This window comes from Spirosoma soli (assembly GCF_042684525.1).
GTDB classification, from domain to species: Bacteria; Bacteroidota; Bacteroidia; order Cytophagales; family Spirosomataceae; genus Spirosoma; species Spirosoma soli.
Genome location: NZ_JBHULN010000013.1, coordinates 1 through 20,366 on the forward strand (window position 1 = coordinate 1; position 20,366 = coordinate 20,366).

The 20,366-nt window shown below is 50.2% G+C and carries 16 protein-coding genes; 6 read left to right on the plus strand and 10 right to left on the minus strand.

Annotation, left to right across the window (positions count from 1 at the left end; genetic code table 11):
* Positions 1 to 275: 275 nt before the first annotated feature.
* The 8 genes from ACFSUS_RS19235 to ACFSUS_RS19270 all read right to left on the minus strand — a co-directional run bounded on the left by ACFSUS_RS19235 (position 276) and on the right by ACFSUS_RS19270 (position 10,647).
* Positions 276 to 1,913, minus strand: coding sequence for a RagB/SusD family nutrient uptake outer membrane protein (locus ACFSUS_RS19235; RefSeq protein ID WP_381525365.1), 1,638 nt, complete (start codon positions 1,911 to 1,913; stop codon positions 276 to 278).
* A gap of 68 nt (positions 1,914 to 1,981) precedes the next feature.
* On the minus strand, positions 1,982 to 5,170 hold the full coding sequence (locus ACFSUS_RS19240) for a SusC/RagA family TonB-linked outer membrane protein (RefSeq protein ID WP_381525366.1): 3,189 nt from the start codon (positions 5,168 to 5,170) through the stop codon (positions 1,982 to 1,984).
* Positions 5,171 to 5,468: 298 nt separating this feature from the next.
* Positions 5,469 to 6,248, minus strand: a complete 780-nt coding sequence (locus tag ACFSUS_RS19245) for a patatin-like phospholipase family protein (protein WP_381525367.1) — start codon at positions 6,246 to 6,248, stop codon at positions 5,469 to 5,471.
* 165 nt (positions 6,249 to 6,413) lie between these two features.
* Entirely contained in the window at positions 6,414 to 8,204 is a 1,791-nt protein-coding gene (locus tag ACFSUS_RS19250) for an AMP-dependent synthetase/ligase (RefSeq protein WP_381525368.1), read from the minus strand.
* 114 nt (positions 8,205 to 8,318) lie between these two features.
* Positions 8,319 to 9,155 carry an MBL fold metallo-hydrolase gene (locus ACFSUS_RS19255; RefSeq protein WP_381525369.1) on the minus strand — a complete coding sequence of 279 codons (837 nt, stop codon included), beginning with the start codon at positions 9,153 to 9,155 and terminating at the stop codon, positions 8,319 to 8,321.
* Positions 9,156 to 9,202: 47 nt separating this feature from the next.
* Positions 9,203 to 9,538: a hypothetical protein gene (locus ACFSUS_RS19260; protein ID WP_381525370.1), complete on the minus strand. Its 336-nt coding sequence runs from the start codon at positions 9,536 to 9,538 to the stop codon at positions 9,203 to 9,205.
* Complete coding sequence (locus ACFSUS_RS19265; protein ID WP_381525371.1) at positions 9,522 to 9,932, minus strand: DUF4267 domain-containing protein; 411 nt, start codon at positions 9,930 to 9,932, stop codon at positions 9,522 to 9,524. Before ACFSUS_RS19265 ends, ACFSUS_RS19260 begins: the two co-directional genes overlap by 17 nt.
* Before the next feature lie 76 nt (positions 9,933 to 10,008).
* Complete coding sequence (locus ACFSUS_RS19270; RefSeq protein WP_381525372.1) at positions 10,009 to 10,647, minus strand: Crp/Fnr family transcriptional regulator; 639 nt, start codon at positions 10,645 to 10,647, stop codon at positions 10,009 to 10,011.
* Positions 10,648 to 10,667: 20 nt separating this feature from the next.
* Between ACFSUS_RS19270 and ACFSUS_RS19275 the strand changes: the two genes are divergently transcribed.
* The 3 genes from ACFSUS_RS19275 to ACFSUS_RS19285 all read left to right on the plus strand — a co-directional run bounded on the left by ACFSUS_RS19275 (position 10,668) and on the right by ACFSUS_RS19285 (position 13,096).
* A complete protein-coding gene (locus ACFSUS_RS19275; protein WP_381525373.1) occupies positions 10,668 to 11,411 on the plus strand; it encodes a cytochrome b/b6 domain-containing protein in 744 nt (247 codons plus the stop codon).
* The gene (locus tag ACFSUS_RS19280) at positions 11,408 to 12,223 is read left to right on the plus strand and encodes a molybdopterin-dependent oxidoreductase (protein ID WP_381525374.1); all 816 of its coding nucleotides are present in this window, start codon (positions 11,408 to 11,410) and stop codon (positions 12,221 to 12,223) included. The genes ACFSUS_RS19275 and ACFSUS_RS19280 overlap by 4 nt, the downstream gene beginning before the upstream one ends.
* 129 nt (positions 12,224 to 12,352) lie before the next feature.
* Complete coding sequence (locus tag ACFSUS_RS19285; RefSeq protein ID WP_381525375.1) at positions 12,353 to 13,096, plus strand: DUF1223 domain-containing protein; 744 nt, start codon at positions 12,353 to 12,355, stop codon at positions 13,094 to 13,096.
* Between the two features lie 46 nt (positions 13,097 to 13,142).
* Here ACFSUS_RS19285 and ACFSUS_RS19290 read toward each other — a convergent pair whose 3' ends face one another.
* On the minus strand, positions 13,143 to 15,530 hold the full coding sequence (locus ACFSUS_RS19290) for an alpha-L-rhamnosidase-related protein (RefSeq protein ID WP_381525376.1): 2,388 nt from the start codon (positions 15,528 to 15,530) through the stop codon (positions 13,143 to 13,145).
* Positions 15,531 to 15,871: 341 nt separating this feature from the next.
* Here ACFSUS_RS19290 and ACFSUS_RS19295 point away from each other — a divergent pair, with 341 nt between their 5' ends.
* Positions 15,872 to 16,486, plus strand: coding sequence for a fasciclin domain-containing protein (locus tag ACFSUS_RS19295; protein WP_381525377.1), 615 nt, complete (start codon positions 15,872 to 15,874; stop codon positions 16,484 to 16,486).
* A gap of 90 nt (positions 16,487 to 16,576) precedes the next feature.
* Here the strand turns inward: ACFSUS_RS19295 and ACFSUS_RS19300 are convergent, their stop codons facing one another.
* Positions 16,577 to 18,265 (minus strand): RICIN domain-containing protein, encoded by a 1,689-nt coding sequence (locus tag ACFSUS_RS19300; protein WP_381525378.1) that lies wholly within the window; start codon positions 18,263 to 18,265, stop codon positions 16,577 to 16,579.
* A gap of 334 nt (positions 18,266 to 18,599) precedes the next feature.
* Between ACFSUS_RS19300 and ACFSUS_RS19305 the strand changes: the two genes are divergently transcribed.
* Entirely contained in the window at positions 18,600 to 20,084 is a 1,485-nt protein-coding gene (locus ACFSUS_RS19305) for a xylulokinase (protein WP_381525379.1), read from the plus strand.
* A 71-nt stretch (positions 20,085 to 20,155) separates the two neighbouring features.
* On the plus strand, positions 20,156 to 20,365 hold the full coding sequence (locus tag ACFSUS_RS19310) for a DUF433 domain-containing protein (protein WP_381525508.1): 210 nt from the start codon (positions 20,156 to 20,158) through the stop codon (positions 20,363 to 20,365).
* The last annotated feature ends 1 nt before the right edge of the window (position 20,366 follow it).

The following is a 20,366-nucleotide window of genomic DNA, read 5'->3' on the forward strand; positions in this document are numbered from 1 at the left end:
CGGCAGGAGGGATCTTCGAGATGCTGTCTTTTCGATTTTACCGAAGATCCCTCCTGCCGCACCGGCGGACCGGTCGGGATGACAAAAACACCCAGATTTTATAAATCCTAAACAGCTTCAAAGTGCAATAGATGTGGTAGACACTTGGTGCTACATTTAGTGCTAATAAATTCTTTAGAAGATGTAAACAGAAATAGCGCTTAGCGAATAAGGCAATCCTAGAGAAAACTAGGATTGCCTTATTCGCTAAGCGCTATTTTTAACAGATTGACGTATTATTTCGGATTTTTTGTTGGTGCGCTACCGGCTGCGGCTGCATTATAAGCCAGCTCGTTATCGGGCACGTCCCAGTAATCTAAGAAGTTGTACATAATCGTAGCGTTGGTGCTTACTTTACCTGCTTTATCTACGATGACAGCTCCTTTGCGACCCTGGGTAATGACTTCCCACCGGCGGGCATCATAGAACGATAACGCCCGGAAAGCTAAGGCAACCCGGCGCTCTTTGCGTAATTCCTCTTTCGCGGCATCGGCTGTTAGTCCCGATAGAGCTGTCAAACCAGCGCCCTGATACTTCCGAACGGCGTCGATCGAGGCTAGCCCCCCGGCTACATCACCGGTGTAGATTTTGGCCTCGGCTTTCATCAGTTCGTTTTCTTCGAAGGTGCTCGACAGATATAACTCATAGCCACCAACATCCTGGTTACTCAAGACGACAACGCCCGCCATTCCTTTTCCTTTGTTGACCAACTGCCACCGCGTATTGAACGAGTTGCCACGGTCTGAGTTGAAAAGGCCAGGTGCTGCCAGTTGGTTAAAGTTGTTCGCCAACCGCTTATCACCGGCCGGAAAATCCTGAATCAGACGCTCGCTCACTTTGTAGGTAATCGAACCAACCGGGCCTGTCGATTTGGCCGCGATATTACCATCTACGTTGCTAAAGAAGTCACCGTTAGCGTTCGAGCGGCCGGTTAGTACGTTGTCTGCCTCCTGCACTCCGCTGTTGGTGAGTGTCAAAATTTGCCCCCACTGGGCGGCTGTCATGGCTTTGACTGTTGTGTTAACCAGAATGTTACGTGCCTTCAGTGTGTTAATCGTGCGCTTCCACATGTCTGGGCTCATAATGGCTCCTTTGCCTACCCGATTGTAGTCGGCAATCAAGCCATTCATTACGGTATTATAGGTAGCATCCTGGGTTAGACCACTCAACAACGTCGCAGCCTGATCGAGGTTCTTAGTTGCTTCGTCGATGATTTTTTCTTTGGCTACGTACGTATTGCTCGTGCTACCCGCTACGCTAACCGAATTGTTAATAACGCCAGCGTAGTAGATCGACCCAATGCGTGAGTAAGCATACCCCTTCCAGAAATAGGCCCACGCTTGAACGGTGTTTTTCTTTGTTGTGGGTACGGTGCCATCGCCAGCAAACGTAGTTTTCTCGGAAATTTCGAGTACGCTATTCATCGTATTGATGATATTGTACATGTATGCCCACTCGTAATAGATAGGATTAGCTCCGGCGTTAGCATTGACGTTAACCGTGCGCAGCAACGCAATCTGAGTAGGGATTGAGCTGGGATTGTTTACCCGGGTACCGTCGTCAAGAATCACGTAGTCAGGCATACCAATCTGGTTGCCGTACTGGTTAGCGGCTTCTTCCCCGATGATGTCGCCCATGAGTTCGTGAAAGCCCATAGCCCCCGTCCAGAATCGCCCCGGTACTCCGTCATAGTACTTCAGTTCCTTAAAGCCACTCACATAAACACCACCCTGTGCCAGTGCAATCACACCGGGCTCCGTTGCTGCACTGGCTGGCGTGGGCTGGTTTGGATTTTTAACATCCAACTGTTCCTTACAAGCGCCCATACCAACAGCCAGCAGGGCACCGAATAAAAATAGTTTCGTCTTGTTCATTATGATAATATCGATAAAGAAGGTAAGGGTGACAGGCATTACCTGATTGCCCCCCATACGATCGTCTTTTAGAAAGAAATATTAAGCGAAGCCTGGTATGAACGCAGGTTAGGCATCGTGTTGTGGTCAGTGCCACGATCCCAGGCCGAGTTTTCATTACCAGTTGTGCTACCAGAACTAACCTCGGGATCCATACCCGTGTACTTCGTAAATGTCAACAGGTTACGGCCAGAGAATACCAATTGCGTTTGCTTCAGCACAGGAATCCGTAAGAACTTAGAGAAATCCACGCCCAGCGAGACATTACGCAACCGCACGAACGATGCATCTTCGTAGAAGTAATCTTTTGTGCCGTTGTTGGCACCGGCCTGGTACACACCCCGATAAAACGCAGTCCACGCACCAGTTTGGCCATTGATGGTGATTGGCTGGGTGTAATCGCTGGAAATACCATCGCGGTATAACCACGACTTGGTTTGGTTGTATATGTGATTACCATACACCCAATCGAACTGGAAACCTAAGGTTACGATGCCCCGGTAGCTAATATCGTTCATGAACGACGCATTGAACAGGGGGTTTGGATCACCTAAGCTGTACTGGGCAGAGCTAAACAGAGGCTGTTTGGTCGTTTTGTTGACAACGTATCCGTTGCTGGCTACCTCATAAGCACTTTTTTGCGCTTCCGTTAGGGCAGGAGTGCCATCGGGCAGGATCTGGTCGAGCGAACGAATGGCCACAAAGCCAAACAACTGACCAATTTTTTCGCCCGCTTTCAGCACGTAGTTTGTGCTACCCGCGGCTGATGTGACCACGATCTGGCCATTCCCTTTTACTGCCGAGATTTCGGAAGTCTGCCGACCAAAATTGGTTGTAAAGTTCCAGGTAATGTCCCGGCCTTTATAAACGGTTGTGTTTAACGAAAACTGTAAGCCACGCGAGGCTAGCGAGAAGGCGTTGTCTTTCAAGGTACCCTGTCCGCTCGATGGTGCTACGTCTACGTCGTAGATAGCGTTGTCGGTGTTGCGCTTCCAGTAGTTGAACGAGAAATTTAAGCGACGCAGCCAATCTCCTCCCCCACCGTTGATGGTGAAATCAGTACCAATTTCTAACTCGCGGGATACTTCCACATCCAAATCTGGATTACGTTGTGCAGGGTCGTAGTAAACAATGTTGCTGCTCCCTAATGTCCGAGTGCTCAATGTCACATAGCGGTCGAAGGGCTTGGGTTGAATACCAGCCTCACCATACGCAGCTCTGATTTTGAACTCGGGCACTACGCTGCCCAACGTACTGTTCTGCCAGAATCCCAGCGACGAAGGCCGGACATAAGCCGATCCACGCGGGAAGGTGAAGGGTGTCGAACCCTGGCCAAACGCAGATGAGTAATCGCTACGGAAACCACCCGATACGCCAGCCAGATCGCCATAATCAATGTTCTGGTTTATCAAATAACCATACGTAATAAATGGCTCCGTGTAATCACGTTGCACCCGGTAGTTAGATCCCTGGGCGGCTGTGAAAGGCGTATAGGTCGGCAGGCCAGTTGCGTAGGTCCAGTACTCTTTGTAATTGTTACTACGATAGTCGAAGGCTACTTGCGTCGATGTCACAATCGGCACATTCAGCTTGAAATCGTTCTGAAAATCTGTCTTGATAATCGCCTGGCCCAGGAAATTCTGGAACAAGGTGGTATTATCGAAGTTGTCAATTTCGCCCGAAGCGTTCGTGGCGTACGTTGACACGTAGTAGTTCGGGTTGACTGCAATATTCCGGTTCAGCGTCTGGTTTGGGTACGTACGCCGTTCGGTCGAACGTTGGTAGTTTAAGCCGTATTTTGCGTTTAAATCCAGAAACTTGAATGGCTTAAAGTCGAGATCAAAGCTTTGAATAATATCGACCTTATTGATCAGATTGTTACGATACTGGCTACGGTAATTAGGGTTGAAAGCGTTTACGCCGGGGGCACTACCATAGTAAGCAGCGTAGTTACCATCGGCATCTTTGAAATCGTAATCGGCAAATGGTCGCGTGTTATTTAACGAGTAGAGCGCGGTACGATCGTCATTTTTCAAACTGTTACGTGTATACGCCAGCTGAGTAACCGTACGGAAGGTCAGGTTTTTGGCCAACCCCAAACCAATATTGGCAACCAGGTTAGATCGGTTGAATGCGCCGTTGTTTTTCAACGTACTGGTCTGGTGGTTATTCGACGCCGAGAAGCTGTAATCCGTCTTGTTGTTGGCCCCTGAGATGTTCACCGAGTTGTTGATCGTGTGCGACGGAATGAAGAACATTTTGAAGTGATCGTAATACTTCAGGTTCTGGTCATACGGTTTATTCGCGTTACTGTTCACATCCAGGGCGTTGTACTGGACGTTATCGCTGAATGTGCCGTTGGCTTCGTTGAACGTGATGGGCTTACCGTTCGAGGCAATAACCACGTTATTGGCGTCGGTTACGAAGGCGTGCTTATCAGCCTTACGTACATTGCCAATGTTGAGGTACGTGTTTTCGGCGTAGCTGTTCGAAATGCTAACCCGAAGCGGACCGTCTTTGCCGCGCTTGGTAAACAACTGAATAACGCCGTTAGCACCCTGAGCACCATAAATGGTTGCAGCAGCCGCACCCTGTACGACTTCAACCCGTTCAATATTACTCAGGTCAATCGTATTTAGATCAGTGGCTCCTACCTGCACCCCATCCATCAGAACGATGGGCGCTGTACCCCGGTTAACAGTGTTGATACCCCGCAACAGGATGTTAGCCCGCGCTCCTGGCGTACCGTTAGGGCTAGAGATTTGCGCTCCAGCAATTTTACCTTGTAAGGCCTGGTCGATGGATGCGGTCGGCGCCTGAGGCAAATCTTTGGCCGAAACGCTTTCGACGGCAATACCAAGCTTGGCTTTAGTGGTTGCCACGCCCGTACCCGTTACAACTACTTCGGAAAGCTGGCGGGCATCGGCTACCAGTTTTACGTTGATTGACGACTGACTACCGATTTCAACTTCCTGCTGAATCGTTCCGACGAAGCTATAGATCAGTTTACCCCCTTTTTCGGGTACCGAAATTGCGTAATTACCGTCTGCGTCCGTGTTAGTTCCCTTCGTTGTGCCCTTCAACACAACCGATACTCCAGGCATAGCGGCTCCGTCCTCGGCAGACGTTACCTTACCCGTAACCTTGCGTTCCTGTGCCCATGCTGGTGCCCAGAGTGAACATACGAACAATAAGCTCGCGAATAGAATTCTACTCATTTACGTTTTTAAGTTAGGTCAAGAAACTATGAATACTGCCACAATATTAATAATACAAAAATAGCAGTGCAAAATTTAAGCATAAAAATATTTTTTCCAACTTTAATTTTATCTACAGCATCACAAGTAAAATATTATATTGTGCAGTACCTTAAGCATACTTAGTAATAAATACTCTAAATTTTTTATTTATATTACACCATTGATTTATACTATTACGCGAAAACAGTTTGACGTTTGTACATAAAAAAAGGCCCCAGCTTTTCATCGGCTGGGGCCTTTTTTCGCTTTTGCGTTTTTACACTGTCTGTTCAATAGGGTCTTTAAGTGCCTTATCAATCTGGGCAGCCATCGTGTTTGTATGCTGGTAGCCAATCCGAAATAACTCACGCGCTTTACTAATATCCGTGGTTGTATATTGCGCTAGTTGGGGCGGTTCAATCAACACCTGGCACTTGGCAAACCGGTCTCTCGTTTTGCTCTGCACAGCCAATACTAAGCTTCGCTCAATTACGCCCCGCATGGATGTGATTGGCTTGCGCGGGCCTAATACGTTACAGTGAGAACCAATCAAAAAGTCTACCTTATTTTCAATGACATCAACGGGCAAGTTGTTTAATACCCCGCCGTCCACGTACTGACGCTTATTGATAAGCATCGGCTCGAAAATACCCGGCAGGCAGCATGAAGCCAAAACGGGGCGAATTAAGGCCCCTTGATCAAAGACCACCTGTTCGCCATCGTTAAGATCCACGGCAACAACATGCAACGGAATCTGTAAACCTTCGAAGGTATCGTGAGGAATGAACTTCCGGTATAGGTCAACGACGTTATCGAGCCGAAGCAGGCCCATGCGGTTCCAGGCGGGCCGAATATGCCGCACAAACGCCGACGATTCGATGATTTTTAAGCTTTCGTCAGGCGTATAGCCCTGTGCCAGCAGTGCCCCCGTTATAGCCCCAGCACTGGTTCCGGCAATCTGATCGAACCCAATGCCCATCTCTTGTAGTGCTTTAATAACACCCAGATGTGCAATTCCGCGGGCTCCGCCACCCGATAAAACCAAACCGATCTTCATTGTTTGATGAGTGCATAAATATGTGGTTGGTTCAATAACGACCTGTGCGCGATATTGGTTTACATAGCTTAGACAAGAACGAGTAGCTATCTCTTCCAATCAAAGGGCCAGCATCATTGATAGAAAATCGAAAAGGTCTTATTAAATATGCCGACGCCGGTCTGATCAATACGAATAAATGCGACTGATGCGATCCTTGTATTTTTCCAGAATCACTTTACGCTTCAACTTCAGCGTTGGGGTCAGTTCCCCTTTTTCGATGGTCCATTCGCTGGGCAGCAATTCAAACCTCTTCACTTGTTCGACATGATTAAAGAAGTTGTTGTATTCGTTCACTTCCTTCGATACTAAGCCCTGAACCGATTGGTCGATAGTTGCGGCATCATCGCCCGGATATGGTTTCCCTTGCAGGACGTACCATTCTTTCAGGGCTTTAAATGAGGGGACGATCAGAGCACCAACGAACTTCTGGCTTTCGCCCACAATCATAATCTGTTCAATGAAGGGGCTTTCGACCATCTTGTTTTCGATCGGCTGCGGAGCCACGTATTTACCTCCGCTGGTTTTGAACAGCTCTTTCTTGCGGTCGGTAATCTTCAGAAATTTGTTGTCAATCATGGTTCCGATATCGCCCGTGTGCAACCATCCGTTCCTGATGGTTTCGGCCGTCAGATCCGGGCGTTTGTAATAACCCATCATGACGTTAGGGCCTTTGCACAAAATCTCGCCATCGTCGGCAAACGACACCTCAACGTCTTTCAGGAGTGGTCCGACGGTTCCGAACATTCGATTGCTATCGCCATAGCGATTGCCGCTAATGATGGGCGATGTTTCGGTTAAGCCGTAGCCTTCCATGATCACAATTCGGGCGGCACCAAAAATTTTCAGCAGCTTCACCTGACAGGCGGCTGCCCCCGTAATGATGGCGCGCACTTGTCCACCCAGCGCTTCGCGCCACTTATTGAAAATGAGTCGGTTCGCCAACGCCAGTTGCAGACGGTAGCTCATACTTTGTGGCGCATTGAGCTCAAACTGTTCGCCCAACTTGAGAGCCCAGAAAAACAGCCGTCGTTTAATGCCTGTCAGTTCTGACCCTTTAGCCAGGATACTTTCATACACCTTTTCGAGCAATCGTGGAACCGTAGTAAAGAGTGTCGGCTGTACTTCCCGCAAATCTCTGGCAATCGTTTCGGTACTTTCAGCGTAGTAGATAGAGGCCCCGCAATAGAAATAGCAGTAGGTAGCCATCCGCTCGAAAGCGTGATTCAGCGGTAGGAAACTCAGGGCTTTCTCACCACGAATGCCAATCTCATTGAGCAGAATTGAACTACTAAATACGTTGCTGAGGACGTTAAAGTGCGACAGCATAACACCCTTTGGCGTCCCGGTCGTACCTGATGTATAGAGAATCGTAGCCAAATCGTCCTCGTCGATAGTCTGACGCCGGTTCTCAAGGTGGGCGTCAATTTCGGGTGTGAGTTCTTCCAGAAGCTCCTGCCAGAAATGCGCATTAGATACAGGCTCAAACGTAAAAATGGCTGGCAGATCAGGCAGCGTTTGGGCAACGCTGGACACTTTCTGGTATAACTCCTCGTCGCCGACAAACACCAGTTTAACAGCGGCATCCTGCAAAATGAATTGCAGTTCAGCAGGGTTAATGGTCGGATAAATAGGTACCGAAACAGCCCCAATCTGCTGGATGGCTACATCAACGAGCATCCATTCCGGGCGATTCTTGCTGAGGATGGCTACTTTATCTCTGCCTTCGGGTGTTCGGTCGCCGTCTTTTATGCCCAGATTGAGCAAGCCGGCACTGATCCGGTTGACGAGATTACTAACTTCTTTCGTACTGTATTTTCGCCACTGACCATTCTCTCTGGCACACAGCATGTCGTCCAGCGGAAAATTATATAGTTGATAGGATAGGCACTCAAATAATAATTTCGGCTCGTTCATCGAAACCTAATTTAGGATTTAGTTGAATCAGTTTAATGTAGCTCTGACACCGCTACAATTAGTAATCTCCATAGGGAGCCTGAAAGTTTGGCGATACCTGTCCTATCTTACTTTTTACCACAGATCGGTCAATCGTCCCCTGTCCTTAATGCGAACGCCTTTCTCGGTTAGCTCAACGGTAGCGGCCTCTATGACCGGGTCATGCTCGAAAACCAGAATCCAATTTTCGTCAGCAGCCTGTTGAAGGACACGCGTTTTCTCATCCATCGTCAGCAGCGGCCTAACGTCGTAACTCATTACGTAAGGCAACGGCACATGCGCCGACGACGGAATCAGGTCAGCCATATAGGCTATTGTCCGGCCGTTTAGCTGAAAGACTGGCAACGCCATTTTCTCAGTATGGCCATCGACATACAGAAAGTCCAGACCAGCATACGGCAGCGGGCTTTTGTTCAGAAACATTAACTGACCACTTTCCTGCAAAGGCAGAATGTTTTCTTTCAGGAAAGACGCTTTTTCCCGCGGGTTCGGCTGAACAGCCCATTGCCAATGCGCAGAATGAGTCCAGTACGTTGCATTTGGGAAAACGGGCACGAGTTGATCATTAGTACGTTTAACAGCTCCGCCTACATGATCGAAATGAAGGTGCGTCAGTAAAACGTCGGTCACGTCAGCAGCATCGTAACCAGCCGCCCGAATGGAACCTAGCAACGTAGCGTCACCGTGAAGGTCGTAATGACCAAAGAATTTAGCGTCCTGTTTATCGCCAATGCCCGTATCGACGAGCAACAGTCGACCATCATTTTCAAGAAGCAGGCAACGCATGGCCCAAGTGCAGCGATTCTGTTCATCGGCCGGGTTTAATTTGTTCCAGAGAGGTTTAGGAACAACGCCGAACATGGCACCACCGTCGAGTTTGAAGAGCCCAGTATCAAGGGTTTGGAGAGTCATACACACAAATTCAGTTATAGGGCAAAGGTACTATCCCGCCCTATAACTTAGGCCATGCGCCAGAGAGCGATGAAGACAGTCAGCGCCGTCAGCCCAATCAAAAGCTGCCATGTTTGTCTGGAAAGTATTTTCCCCCGATGAGCCGCTGTGATAGCCGCAATAACCACAAGGAGGGCGCTTTTGGGTACTACTTTTACGTAGTTAACTACCGGATATCGAACCGCCACCAGCCCGATGCCGGTCAGTAACAAGGTGATACCGCAATAAAGCATCCAGTTGGTGGTACGCTTAACGGGGTGGTCCCACTGCCGAAGCAACGTGGTCAGATACGTCAGGAAAGCCGCGAAATGTACGTACAGCAGGGAGTTAAGCAGGAAGAGCATGGCGTGGTGCGGTTTGAGGACGAAGCAGAGAATAACCAAACATCCACAGTGCTACTACGGTAGTGCCATGAATCCAGGCCGCGCCCGGCACTGTATTAGGCATTGTAAGGACAACCAGCATATCAACCACCGGAATCAATGATCCAGCCAACGTAGCCACAGCCAGCGGTTTTCGCCAATTAGCGGCTGTAAAGGCTACAAAGAGCAAGCCCGAAAACACATCACGGACGCCTTTGATGTAATGAAAGGCCTCATTGGGCTGGTCGTAGATGAGCCCAAAGCCGCGCTCGCCAATCTCGGGAGCCAGCAGGAAGCGCCCACCGATGAAAATCAGGCCGATACCGAAAAAATAACCTGTAACTTTGGCCCACAGGGGCATGTTGTTCGTTTGCATTGTCGTGCTGTTTTGGTTTGACAATGCAAAGGTCCTTATCAGACGGCGGGTACACATTCACCTGGGTGAAGATCGGCTAGTAGTGCTTCCCAGCTCGCTGCGCGCGAATGCGGCTCAACGACTGCGGCTTAATGCCGACATAAGAAGCCACTACGTATTGCGGCACGCGGTCAATGAGGCCGGGGAACAACCGAAGAAAGTGGTCATAGCGCTGGTCGGCGGTATCGCGGTAGAATGAGGTTAGTTTTTGAAGATGTGACACAAAAAGCTGCTCAGCTACCAACCGGCCAAATTGCTGCCCATGTTCTAACCCCTCATATAGCCGTTGAAGATGGCCGTAACTGATTCGTAACAGCGTAGTATCTTCCATGGCCTGTATGAATCGGGTTGAGGGCGACGAGTTCAGGAAGCTTTCGTAATTGCAGGTGAAGGTATTTTCAGGTGAGAAATCATACGTATGCTCTTCTCCGTCGTCGAGTACGTAATACCGCAGAAGGCCCTGATTGACAAAGCCAACGTATCGGCAAACCTCGCCGACTTGCAAAAAGAACTCACCGGCCCGAAGGGTATACGATTCGAACAATGTATTCACAAAAACTTCTTCATGGTCGGCCAGTGGCACAACTTGACGAATTGCATCGATTAAAGCTGCGTTATCCTTCATAACAATTGGCTCACTACCAAACTTATAAACCGTTGTAATCGTATTGTTCATACACCATTCACCGTCTTCTTATGAAACGTATCGTCCATAAACATCCGTTAGCCATCCGATGGTTTCACTGGATTAACTTTCCGGTGCTGTTCGTTATGATCTGGAGCGGAATGCTCATTTACTGGGCCTACGATCCGTACAAAATTACAATCGGCAACTGGACATTAGTCTCATTTTTTCCCGACGGATTTTACAAATTCCTGGGGTTGTCGCGTCGGTTAGCCGAGGGGATGGCCTGGCACTTTGTGTTCATGTGGCTCTTTTTGTTGAACGGACTTCTTTACGTTGGCTACACGTTTATCTCGGGTGAATGGCGACATCTGGTGCCTAATCGCCACTCATTTCGGGAAGCCATTCAGGTAACGCTGTACGACCTTGGCCTACGTAAAACACAGCCGCCGTTTGTTAAGTACAACGGCGCTCAGAAGATTGCTTATTTTTCCATTATGATCATGGGCGTCGGTTCGGTGCTGACGGGCTACGCGATTTATAAACCAACGCAGTTTTACTGGCTAACGACCCTGATGGGCGGCTACGAAATGGCCCGGCTTATTCATTTTGCGTTAACAATTGGCTACGTCCTGTTTTTCTTTGTGCACCTTGGCCAGGTTATTCGAGCAGGCTGGCATAATTTTCAATCAATGGTCACGGGTTTCGAGGTGATTAAACCCAACGCCGACGACCGACCAACGGTTACTCAGTCAACCAACGACAAGCCTGTCGAACCCACGGAACCTAACCCAACTCAACCCGCGCTGTCATGAACGAATTGTCAGAACCTCAACTGCCGCAGGAGGAAGTACCCGAATCCGTCGTTCGTCGGCGAATGCTTAAGTCCTTTGGCTGGTTCACCTTAGCGGCTGCTGTTCCCCTTGGCGTTTACCAGTGGATCACGAAGAGCCCCAAAGCGCAGGGCATAAAAGAGCCGCTACGCCGGGTTCTGAACACTAATGAGCAAATCGCCCGAACGTATTTTAGCAATACGAATCTGGTAAAAACATACCCTATTGAAGCAGCCGCCCGAGTTCCGCGCGTCAATGGTTTCGATGGTCTACGTACCCCTTTACCAGAAGACTGGAAGCTTCAGGTAGATCGCGATGGACGCGAGCCCTTGCTTCTGACCATGGACGATATTAAGGCCTTACCAAAACAGCAGTTGGTTTATGATTTCAAATGCGTTGAAGGCTGGAGCCAGATTCAGCACTGGGGCGGAGTGCGTTTATCTGACTTTATGGCCAAGTATAAGCTTGGTACGAAAAGCGGTAACGCGCCCGGCGTGGATTCGCCTGATTCCTACAACGCTGACGATCTGTTTAAACACGTTGGCATGGAAACACCCGACAAAGGTTATTACGTTGGCATTGACATGGAAAGCGCTCTGCATCCGCAGACGTTGCTGGCGTATGAACTGAACGGCCAGCCGATTAACACCCAGCACGGCGCTCCTGTTCGGCTGATTATCCCTCACAAATATGGTGTTAAGAACCTCAAGCGCATCGGCCGAATCTTCTTCAGCGACACCCGCCCCCGCGACTTCTGGGCCGAACGCGGTTATGATTATTATCTAGGCTTGTAAATGAACCGTCTTAAACAGCTACCTCCTTGGTCGGTGCCCTCACCGACCCCACGTCCGGATGGTTTTGCTGACGCGTGAGTGGTTTGTGTCCCCACAAACCACGGTGAAGGACATTAGCACCAAATACCCATGAACTATCTCATAAGTCTCACGCTGTCGGCAGCAGTCAGCATGACTACTCTATTCTCAGCCAAGCGGCCAGTAAAACCAGCCCCTGAGCCGGTTGTGGTTCTGGAATTATTCACCTCGCAGGGGTGCTCTAGCTGCCCACCCGCCGACAAAGTCTTGCAGGAGTTGACGCAACAGGCGGTTCGTTCCGGACAGGCGGTTTACGGGTTGTCGTTTCACGTTGACTACTGGAATCGACTGGGCTGGCAGGACCCGTTTAGCGGCAAACTCTTCACCGATCGGCAGCGTCAATACGATCGTGTGCTGAAAACGCAAACCTACACGCCCCAGCTCGTTATTAATGGGCGACAAGACGTTATTGGCGGCCAGCGCGGACGTATTGAACAAGCCATCCAGACGATTCAGAAGCAGCCAGCATCAGGGTTTATTGGCGTGGATGGCAGCGTCAGTCACGAGGCTAAGCAAGTAATTGTTAACTATGCATTATCGGCAGCTGGGCCGTATCGGGTTAATGTTGCCTTAGTGCAGAAAGAGGCTCGCACAGTTGTAGGAAACGGCGAAAATGGCGGTCGTACGTTAGTGAACACGAATGTTGTGCGCCAATTCAAAACTATCGAGCAAACCGCCCCCTCAGGCAGCGTCACCTTACTCCTACCCAATGGGTTGAAAGCCGACCAAACATCGGTGCTGGTTTACGTTCAGCGAAGCGATACAGGTCAGGTAGTCGGGGCCAAGAAACTCTAATTTCTACTGGCAGATGAATTAATTCGTCGGCTAGTGGAGCCAGGCATTACAAACTCACCATCTGCTTTCCTGCTTTCAAAGGCAACGTTTTACCTTTCCAGCGAAGGGTTCCGCTCAGGTTGGCGGGTAACGTTACATTGCCCGTGAGGCCACCGGTTGAGGTTTTCTGAAACTGTACGGCAATCTCACCAGCGGGATGCGGCATCCGACCGTCTATGGTCGTCAAGTCACCCAGAAACGGTTCAATACGTACCGACTTAAAACCCGGCTCGGCAGGAAGAATGCCACAAGTCGTCGAAAGAAACTCGTATAACGGCGACGCACTCCAGGCGTGGCAATCGGAGCGGGTTGGTTCCGGATTTTCCGCGAACGTGGTTAAGCCCGTGGCCAGCATATCGCGCCAAGGTTTTAGTTGAGTCACCAGCTGATCGCCTAAGCCGGTTTTCTTAAGAGCTTCGAACAGATAAAACTTAAAGTAGAACGTAGCTTGTGTCAGCGACGTGTCAGACATAACTTTTTGCAACAAGGCAGGTTGCTGGGCAGCTGGAACAGCGTCAGTTAATACAGCCAAAATGCTGGCGTGTTGACTGAATGTATTCTTTGCTGGAGTATCGGCCATTTCGCTACGCCCGGCGTCCCAGCACTGCGCAAAAACAGCCTTGTTCAGCCGCCGAGCCAGCTCACGATAATATTCAGCGCGTTCGTTCTGGCCGAAATGGGCCAGTAAGTCACCCGCCCGGAAGTAGGTGTACGCCTGCTGTAACGACAAAATGCTTGAACCACCTTTCCGAGCACCCGCCGGAACGCCCCCGGCGATTTCATCTTTCGCGTTCTGCCACTTAGACCAGTCTACGAAATTCCACCACTCCAGTGGTCCATTCAGGCCCGTTTTAGCAATGCGCTGCTCGTGCCAGTTTAACACACTCAGCACACCCGGCAGCATCGACTTCACGAACGCATCGTCCTGGCGGTGCATCCAGTAATCGTGCACCATGCACACCCAGAATAGCGAAAACGTAGGAATCACCTGAAAATCGGCCGAAGGGTAACGGCTTTGGGTCAGGCCGTCGTTGAAGCGGCTATGGTCATAATCCATGATCGCCTTTCGCATGAGCCGGTCGTCGCCCGTTACGTAAAGCGAGATCAGCGACTGTATGCGCGTATCGCCGGTGTATTGCAGTTGTTCATAATAAGGGCAATCGAAATAGGTTTCACCAGCGCAGAGCCGGGCGGTCCGCCAGCCAACAGTCCAGATGTTTTTCAGGGTCGTATCACTGGCGGCAAACTGGGCTTTTTGCTCAAACGGATAACCAGAAAACTGCCCAACCAGATCATCCAATACTAGCGGCTCGTCTTTTGTTTCGACGTTAAGTTGTAAATAACGATACGTCCGGAACCACAATGGCCGGAACGTGCGCTTGTCACTACCGTCCGCCACAAACTGATCTTCAAATCCATGTAGCGTCCGTCCTTCAACCTCGTTGCGATTTCCTTTCTGGCCTTTGGCATCGACCAGCGCTTCGGCATACGACAGCGTAACGGTTGCGCCTTTGCCCTTACTAGTGGTCAGCTCTGGATAGGCATTTGTCAGTACGCTATTGTCAAGCAAAAACACCGCTTTGGTGTTCGCCGGAACCGTCACAGGTGCTTTGCCTTGTAGGAAGGCAGCCTCCATCTTGCCATTCTCAACTCGCCGAACAGAAGCCAACCGCTCGGAACGTTCTTCCATCGGAGGGATCGTTCGGGGCACTAATCCCCAGTTTCCATCTGTTCCAAGACCGCGTGGTTTGGCCGGATAACCGAACGGCCTGGCAGCGACCCAATTCTTGTCGTCAAAGCTGGTTTGCTCCCAACCCCAGGGATACTGTGCGGCATCGACCCGATCGCCATCACCAATGACGATGTAGGTGCGTAGTTTGGCATTGTCATTCTTGATAGGTGTGTACGCCTTATTCTGCCATACTTTCCAGGTAGCGTCTGTATTGGCCGCTTTTTCCACTTCACCGTCGCCCTGAACAATAAAACCGACCTGGTAACTCATCTGCGAAAATGGAGTTCCTTCGCCCATGTACCACACCTGGGCAGCCAGCACATTACGGCCCGCTTGTAGGTAGGGGGCTAAGTCGATGGTTTCGTAATTCCAATGCTGCGTATCGCTCTTGGCCGGTCCCATGGCCACCGCCCGCCCGTTGATAAATAACCGATACCGGTTATCGGCCGATACGTGCACCACAAAGCGGGTTTGCTTTTGAGGTAAGTCAATGGTTTTGCGGAAATGATAAATGCCGTACTGCCGGGCCGGGGCCGTCGGATGCACAATCCACTTGGCAGTCCAGTACGTGTTGGTCCAGTCGGTGAGCGTGGAGGAAGGGGTTTGGGCAGATAAAGAAGTCGCCAGAAGCAGCCCGACGACCAGGGCAAAAACATGTTTCATGAGAAACGGACTTAGAAATCTTGTAACGCTGAGACAAATATAAGCGCATTCGAACCGGACTTTGTGGTAATTCAGCCTACCTGGCACGGCTGCGACCGTAACTGTCTGCCATACAATCAGTAATGTAGAAGACCCGTCCATCCAATCATTGGATTGCTCTCTGAATCTTTAGTAATCCGATCAACTCGAAGTTTAGGTATGTTATCAAATTACTATTTTTTACTACTAAGTCTATTACCTTACAAACATTCCTCTTAATCAGCCTGTTGCCCCCCTGTAAGTCGATCCAGAGAAACTGGAACCCGAAGCTTACGTTCATCTTCCCTATATTCATTCACGTTATGTTTAAGCAATCTGCGTGCAGCCTTGCGCTCTCCTTCGTCCTGTTAACGGGTGCCGCCTTCACGGCCGTAGGACAAACTACTAACACCATGCCGACCCAGAGTGGTACGTCTACATCCTCGCCCACTTCGCAAAGCAGCTCAGGCATGTCAAGCGCATCGGGTTCTTCGATGGGAGCCTCTACTGGCAAAGATTTAGCCGCCAGTGCCGGTTTGTCGCCGGATCATACAACCCTGCTTCAGGCTCTCCAGGCAGCGGGTTTGGCCGAACGGGCAAAAGGGGCTGGTCCGTACACAATCTTCGCGCCAACCAACGACGCATTTAGCAAACTGCCGTCCGGTACGCTCGATAACCTGCTCAAGCCTGAGTCGAAGCAGAAATTGACCAGTATCCTGACCACTCACGTTGTACAGGGTAGTCTCAAAGCCGCTGATCTGAAAGACGGACAAACGGTTAAAACGGTCAGCGGAGAAACGCTGACGGTAAGCAAGCAAGGGGGCTCAGTTATGATTAAAGACGCTAAAGGAGGCTCTGCCACGGTAACGACGCCAGACATTCAGGCAACCAATGGTATTGTGCACTCAATCGATACCGTATTGATGCCATCGAAGTAAACTTATTTACCAGAAAACAAACACGAGCCATCCCGAAGTTTGGGATGGCTCGTGTTTGTCGTTATAATCAAACCGGATCTGATCCAGACGTTACTCTTTAACCAGTTTAAGCGTCTGATTTCCCTGCAAAGACTTTACCCGTATGAGATAGAGGCCCGGTTTCAGGGACTGACCGGTCGTCACTTTATTGATCGTTTGGCCGCTCTCTAACGACGTGCCCAGAACGTTATAGATGGAGTAGTCGAAGGTTCCGGCTTTTTCCAGCGTAAAGGTTGACTGGGCTGGATTTGGGTATACGGTCGCTGGGGTATCTTCTGGATTATGTTCAGCCGCTAAACGCCCCCCGCTCAGGTACGTTAACTGAAAACTCTGGTTATTGCCACCATTGCAGGTATATTGATTGATGGCGGCTCCGTTCGCCGTAGATGCCCCGACAACATCTACACATTTGCCGCTATTGACCGAAACAATCCGGTAGTAGCCCGACCCTACGCTCTCAATGCGCCACTTTTGGTTGTTACCGCCCGAATAGGCCCACTGATTGATATCGGCCCCATCCGATAAGGACGAACTGGTGACATCCAGGGCCTTTCCGCTATGGAGCGCCCGGATAGAATACTGCCCACTGCCCAGCGACGTCACGGTCCACTTCTGGTTGCTCCCCCCCGAATAAGTGTACTGCTGCACATTGGCTCCGTCTGCCAGCGAGTTAGACGCTACATCCAACGCTTTGCCGCTGTGGCGGGCGGTAATCTGGTATACGCCATTCGCCGGGCCGCTGGTCGGCGGAGGGGTTGACCCAAACACAGACGCGACAGATGAGGTGCTTTTGATGCCGTTGGCGCCGTTCACCACGCCGTTGCCCCAGGGTGTGAGGCTGTTGCCGGCCCAGTCGCTGCTCATATCCAGCTGATCGAGGGTGCCGGTGGTATTGCCTTTCCAGGACCAGGGAATGTAGCCAATGCCTTTCTGCTGGCAGATCCGCATCAGGTCCGTGTAGGGTAGGTTCCCACAAGGTGGGTGATTGTTGCCGAACTCCCCAACGATGATGGGCAGGTTCGCATTCTTCATAGATTGCAACTCCGACTCCATCTTGGCGACACTGGTCCATTCGCAGTACATGTGCACACTGAACAACAGGTTGTGCTGCGGGTCGTAGTTAAGCAGCTCCTGACCGTAGGTCCGTAGGCTGGCGGCTATGTCCTGTCCGTAGCCGGCACCGTCGATGACCAGCGTCGATGTGATGCCAGCATTGCGGATGATGGTAATGGCACTCTTATACGCATCCCGCCATACCGTGATGTCCGGAGCGTTTGTTGGGCTCGCCATATACCAGTCACTCCATTCGTTGGCGATATTAATCAATACGTGTTTGGCGATGTTAGTTTGCCGGAAATACGACGCTCGGGCGGCATACCAGTTGGCCATGTCCCGCAGCCGCTGCGGATCGTTGCTGCCCGTGGCGTCGTGCAGTTCCATCATCGGAATCATCTTGTTGTCGATGCACCGCTGAACGCTGCTTTGCCAGTAGCTGTCGGCGTAGCTGGCATTGCTTGACCAGACCAGCCGGAGCAAATTAGCGTTGGTTTTTGAGCGGATATTGGCGATGTTACTGTGAACATCGTTGTAGAACCACTGTAACGGCACATTGATACCCCGAATAACAAAGTTGTTGTTGTTGGCATCCCGGAGCGATGAGCCTGAAACCCGAAAGGTCTGGGCATAGGAAGCGCAAAAGAACGCCATCCAGGCGAAGCAAAGTAAACTGACTCGTTTCATAGATTAATAAGGTTTAGAATAGTAGAATAAGATAGAATTGAGCGAAAGCGGTAAGCCACCGAAGCGGCTGCTATCCTCAAGTCAAAGTACGTGTGATAGAATTGTCAAGCAGTAATATTAATTATACATTATGTAGTATAAATATGATTTTATTGTACATACGATAAGATAATGCGTTATTGGCCGCCTAGCCGGTATATAATTGAGGTATGGATATGGGGTATCTAAAACTTAGGTATGGCTCCTGTTCGTCAGGCATGAGTAAGGCTACATTTATTGATTATCCTTATCCCGTCGTACTTTCGCTCCTAGGTTCCTTAACGCCAACAACTACATGTATTTTCTTGGATTTGACCTCGGCAGTTCATCTGTCAAAGCTTGCGTAGTAGCAGCCGAAAGCGGCAAAGCCGTTGCTTCGGCATTTTTTCCGGAAACCGAAATGGCTATCGAGGCCCCTCAGCCAGGCTTCGCTGAACAACAGCCCGAAAATTGGTGGAAGAATGCCTGCCTGGCTAGTAAAGCTGTGCTGCAGCAAGCCAACATCCGACCAGAGCAGATAAAAGCCATCGGCATTTCGTATCAGATGCACGGCCTGGTGGTGGTCGATAAAGACATGAACGTATTGCGTCCGTCGATCATCTGGTGCGACAGCCGGGCCGTTGCGTATGGCAACCGAGCCTTTGACGACCTTGGGCATGATAAAGTGCTGACCCATCTACTGAATTCGCCCGGCAACTTCACGGCCGCAAAACTCGCCTGGGTGAAAGCCAACGAACCCGATGTCTATGCACAGGCCGCCAAGTTTATGCTGCCGGGCGACTATCTGGCAGCTCGCATGACGGGCGAGATCGTGACGACGGCCTCCGGCTTATCAGAAGGTATATTCTGGGATTTTCAGGCCGATCAACCTGCTGATTTTCTACTGAACTACTACGGATTTGATTCATCTTTAATTCCAACGATCAAGCCGACGTTTGCTCCACAGGGCGAGTTGACCAGCGCAGCTGCTGCCGAATTAGGATTAGCTCCCGGAACGCCCGTTACGTACCGTGCTGGGGATCAGCCTAACAACGCTTTTTCGCTGAATGTGCTGGAGCCCGGACAGATTGCCGCCACTGCTGGAACCTCGGGTGTTGTCTATGGCGTCAGTGAACAGGCGTCGTACGACGCCAAGCAGCGCGTCAATACGTTCCTGCACGTTAGTCATACGCCGGAAGCTCCCCGCTATGGAGTGCTCTTATGCGTCAACGGTACGGGCATTCTGAACAGTTGGTTACGCAATCAGGTATTAAGTCGGTCAATTAGCTACAACGACATGAACGTACTGGCTCACGAAGCACCCGTTGGTGCTGATGGGCTGGTGTGTCTTCCGTTCGGAAATGGAGCCGAGCGCGTACTCGAAAATAAAGATTTAGGGGCTTCGTTTCACGGATTGCAACTAATTCGTCATGGTTTGACTCATGTTATTCGGGCGGCTCAGGAAGGTATCGTCTTTGCACTTTATTACGGTATTCAGGCCATGGAAAGCGTTGGGGTAGGTTTGCAAACGATTCGGGCGGGTGAGGCTAATATGTTTCTCAGCCCACTCTTCCGCGACACGTTGGCTAACCTGACGGGGGCTGTTATTGAACTTTATAATACCGATGGCGCCCAGGGAGCGGCTAGAGGTGCTGGCCTAGGACTAGGCTATTACAAAAGTCCGCAGGAAGCTTTTGTAGGCTTGCAAGTCACCAAAACGATTGACCCAAACATCCGCGATCAGCAACGCTACCAAGATGCCTATGGACGGTGGTTGAGTATTTTGAACACCCTTTCCTAAGATCAGTGTTTATAACTTTGTACAAATGATTCATTACGAAATACGTACATCCCAGATACTCATGTATTACCATCGACCCTGATATATGTACAGGTAAACCGTGCATACGCGGTATTCGATTTCCGGTATCGTCCCTGCTTGCTTATTTAAGCAGCGGAATGACTTACGACGGGTTACTGAGCGAATTTCCTTTCCTGGAACGTGATGATATGTTTGACGCATTATCATTCTCATCAGAAATGCTGCACGACACGTTTTTCCCGCTTCATAAAGCAGCTTGAT